The sequence below is a fragment of the Helicobacter pylori SA213A genome (assembly GCF_000476275.1).
Classification (GTDB): Bacteria; Campylobacterota; Campylobacteria; order Campylobacterales; family Helicobacteraceae; genus Helicobacter; species Helicobacter pylori_CL.
The window spans coordinates 1-3,477 of sequence record NZ_CBOM010000037.1; the positions used below are offsets into that span (position 1 = coordinate 1).

General features: G+C 31.6%; 6 protein-coding genes and 1 pseudogene. 5 read left to right on the forward strand and 2 right to left on the reverse strand.

Features of this window, described 5'->3' with window-relative positions; translation table 11 throughout:
* Both QT74_RS07660 and QT74_RS07665 read right to left on the reverse strand, forming a co-directional pair.
* Positions 1–1,104 (reverse strand): relaxase/mobilization nuclease domain-containing protein (locus tag QT74_RS07660; RefSeq protein ID WP_033765878.1); only part of this gene is annotated, 1,104 nt, incomplete at its 3' end.
* A complete protein-coding gene (locus QT74_RS07665; RefSeq protein WP_033765879.1) occupies positions 1,094–1,438 on the reverse strand; it encodes a plasmid mobilization protein in 345 nt (114 codons plus the stop codon). The genes QT74_RS07665 and QT74_RS07660, both read right to left, overlap by 11 nt.
* Before the next feature lie 201 nt (positions 1,439–1,639).
* On the opposite strand from QT74_RS07665, the gene QT74_RS07670 reads away from it, so the two are divergent.
* From QT74_RS07670 to QT74_RS07680, 5 genes and pseudogenes are all read left to right on the forward strand, one after another.
* Complete coding sequence (locus QT74_RS07670) at positions 1,640–1,921, forward strand: jhp0828 family protein (RefSeq protein WP_033765881.1); 282 nt, start codon at positions 1,640–1,642, stop codon at positions 1,919–1,921.
* A gap of 8 nt (positions 1,922–1,929) precedes the next feature.
* Positions 1,930–2,199, forward strand: a complete 270-nt coding sequence (locus tag QT74_RS07675) for a type II toxin-antitoxin system YafQ family toxin (protein ID WP_033765882.1) — start codon at positions 1,930–1,932, stop codon at positions 2,197–2,199.
* Positions 2,200–2,228: 29 nt separating this feature from the next.
* Positions 2,229–2,503 (forward strand): annotated as a pseudogene (locus QT74_RS08460) (virulence associated protein VapD).
* A gap of 107 nt (positions 2,504–2,610) precedes the next feature.
* The gene (locus QT74_RS08335) at positions 2,611–2,802 is read left to right on the forward strand and encodes a hypothetical protein (RefSeq protein WP_001941815.1); all 192 of its coding nucleotides are present in this window, start codon (positions 2,611–2,613) and stop codon (positions 2,800–2,802) included.
* Positions 2,803–3,477 (forward strand): hypothetical protein (locus QT74_RS07680; RefSeq protein WP_033765884.1); only part of this gene is annotated, 675 nt, incomplete at its 3' end.

The window sequence follows — 3,477 nt, forward strand, 5'->3', positions numbered from 1 at the left end:
ATGATGACTAATCCCATGATGAAAGTTAGGGGCATTAGTAAGGACTTCTTGGCTAGGTTCTTGTGGATTTGTTTCTCTAGTTCTTGTAGTTTCGTTTGCATGGTTTTGTTGTGTTCTTTGTTGGCTGTCTCTAACTCTAGGTAGCTGTTCTTTAGGCTCTCTTGGGTCTTTTGAATTAAATTCGTGTAGCTTTTTATAGTATTGCTGTTTGTATTCAATGTGTCTGTGCAGTTGTTGTTCCAAGTCTCTAAGCTCTTGTATGAGAGATTGTGTAGCTCTTGGTGTTGTGTTAGGAGCTGTTGATATTTCTCTTGTATCTCTTTCTCGGCTTGTATCTTTGTTCTGGCTATATTCTCTAAGTTCTTGTTCAATAAGTCTTTGTTCAGTAAATCGTTCATCATAAATTATTCCTTTCAATCGTTTGGCTTTTTGTTGGTTAGGGAGCTTGACACTGATATAATCCTTGCCTTGTCTAGTAATCTCATAATTACTCGCTTGTAAAAGCTCTATTATTTCTGCCCTTGAATTTAATAAGCCTTGTGTTACGGCGTTGTAAAGGTAATTATCTAGCTCTTTGTAGTTCTTAAAGATAGCCTTACCTTGTGGGGTTTTTGTGTTGTGGTAGTTACTAATTTGTTGTTTTTCTAGGTCTTTGGGGTTTGTAAAAGTGTATTTTAGATTAACTACATTTTGCCAAGTATCAATGCGTTTTAAATCCACTTTGTGATAGTAAGGGTTAAACGCTTTCTGTCTCTCTAAGTCAATTTTGGGTATAACAAAATTCAACTCCAAACGCCCCTTGTCTGTGTGTTCTACCCATAAGATGTTGTAACGCCCTTGCATTTCTTGTGTGAGTAAAGCATTTTCAAAGCTTTCCATAAGCTCGTATTTTAAACTCTCATCAATATTTGACTCTTCAAAGGATAAGCACCCTACGCATGCCTTGTGTTTTTGAGTAAGAGAGAGTAGAAGGCTTTTAGTTAGATTGGCATCGCCTTTTAAAACTTTGGCTGTGCCTTGTTCTACCCTTTCATTAAGCAAGTAATTAACACTCCCATCACCATCGCCACCCCCTTGATTAATGCCCCAAAATTTAACCAACATACTTGGATCTTATTTGTTCTAACTGGCAACTGATTTCTATGAGTTGTTCTAAACCTAATCTATCCCATGCCCCCTTATTAATGTTGAGATGTTTAGCGATTTGATTTAAATTGTTTCCCCACTTAGCTAATTCAATAACTAGTTCTTTATTAGCAATCGCTTTTTGTTTTTTAGATTTTGTTGGAGTTTGTGAGTTTTGAGTTAAAAGAGAATTTAAAACTAATTGCGAAAAGTTTAGATTTTTTTCTTGCATTTGAGTTTGGATAGTTTGCCATTCTGTTTGATTTAGTCGTAAGCGTTTGGTTATGTTTTTGTTATCAGAAAGTTTTGGCATGTTTTGTTTGACTTATCCCTTAATTTTGATTTATGGGGGGGTTCTAGGGGGTGTCCCACTAGCAAGGATAGGCGATTTTTCACATCGCCGTTCTTTGTAGTTACACAAAGTATCCTTGCCCCTATTATTTTTATTTTAGCATGGATTTGGTTAATTTGGATATAATAGGGTTATCATGATTGATTGAGTTAAGGAGATAAGATGTTAAAAAATGTAGAAATAGGGGTTAAATTTTATAAGGAGCTTGGCAAATTAGAAAAACAATTAGCTAAATATCAAAGTAAGGTTTTAGAAATTAAAAAACAAATGAGAGAGATTAAAAAGCAATATTCTCAAGCTAAGAAAGAGGATAATTTAGCTAGTAAATATATTCCTAATGATGAGTTAAAAAAAGATTTATTAGATATTGATAATCCTAATACGACTGAAAACTTTAAGCCTAAGAATGCTAGTGAAATTTGGCAATTCGCTCTTAATTCTTAGGAGCTTGAATGCTAGAGATTGAGTTAAAAAAGAAATTCACTAAGGATTTAAAAAAACATATTTTAAATCAAAAAATTGAGTTAGAAGTGTTTGACTTAGTGGTTGAAAATTTAAGAAATCAAATTCCATTGAATAAAAGATTTAAAGATCACTCTTTAAGTGGAACATACAAAGGCTGTAGAGAGTGCCACATTAAGCCTGATGTTTTGCTTGTGTATAGAGTGAAAGGCAATGTTTTAACTTTGGTTAGGCTTGGCAGTCATAGTGAGTTGTTTTAGAATAGACATACTTCAAAAAGGTTTTAAAAATGTATGCTTTAGCGTTTGATTTAAAGATTGAGATTTTAAAAAAAATATGGCGACAATAAACCTAATGATGATTTAAGGCAAGAATTAGAACATTTCATGGTTTAATGGACTCAAGGGAGTGCTTATATTAGTCATTCTAAAGAAAACATTCTAGAACGAGTCTATAAAGCAATTAATAAACTATCTCAAATTAAGTAGTTTAAAAAAGACTGTTAGTGGTATTAGGGGTATTAGAGCGTTTAAGTTTGTAACCAAAATAAATGTTTATTGTTAAAATAGTTAAATTTTTAATAACAAGTCTAAACAATAATATAACTTTTAATATAAAATAATTCCATCAAGTTGTTTTTTTGTGATTTTTACATTAAAGGAGATTCTATAATGAACAAAAAACAAACAATTGTAAAAAAATCGCTTTCAAAAAAATATTCTAATAAGCCATTATCAATTGCTTACTATAATAGCAATGATAAGAACTATTTTATTAAAGATTCTGCATTGGTTATTAGTGCTGGGAGATGTTCTTCCACAAGTAGTAGTTGTTGCTGTTGTTGTGGTGGTCATGGAGAGTAAATGTTTTCCAAAAAAGTCTTTCAAGTTCTTCCCACATTAAAATGTAATATTATTGAATCTAATAAGGTTCAATTGCGGTTTCCGAATTCTCAGTGTTTAACAATAGATTATAATTCAAAAGTAATATCTAGAATATTAAATTACAAAGGTTCTCAAAATAAAAATGCTTGGATTACATACATGAAGCAAAGTGGTGTATATAACCCCGATCAGCTATTTGATCTATTTACCAATATAGGTGCGTTGTGTATTAATGAAGATAGTGAAATTAGTGAAATCATTGATGCAAACCTATTGTTTGAATCCCATAAAACATACTTAGTTAGAAACACCATTTTAAATATACCACATTTTAAAACAATACAAATTGTTGGTGAAGGCGAGTTATTTTCTTTATGTATAGAATACATGAAAAACTATACAAAAATTAAAGTAAGCCATAATAATCCAGATATTGTTTTAATTTGCTCAGATACTGACAACATTGATTATTTGAAAAGTAAATGGAATATCTCTTATAACAGCCAATTAAAATTAGTTTTTTGGTGTGACAACGAAATGATACGCTTAGGACCTATCCATGTTAGAGATGAAAGTGCCTGTTTTGAGTGCTACCTTAAGAGAAGTTTGGCAAGCTCTCATTTTAAAGAAGAAATGCTCTCATTTAATAGAAAT

Excerpts from the sequence above, each read along its gene's own strand:
- QT74_RS07675 (WP_033765882.1), top strand. The coding sequence starts at position 1,930 with ATGCTAGAGATTGAGTTAAAAAAGAAATTCACTAAGGATTTAAAAAAA.
- QT74_RS07670 (WP_033765881.1), top strand. The coding sequence starts at position 1,640 with ATGTTAAAAAATGTAGAAATAGGGGTTAAATTTTATAAGGAGCTTGGC.
- QT74_RS07665 (WP_033765879.1), bottom strand. The coding sequence starts at position 1,438 with ATGCCAAAACTTTCTGATAACAAAAACATAACCAAACGCTTACGACTA.
- QT74_RS08335 (WP_001941815.1), top strand. The coding sequence starts at position 2,611 with ATGAACAAAAAACAAACAATTGTAAAAAAATCGCTTTCAAAAAAATAT.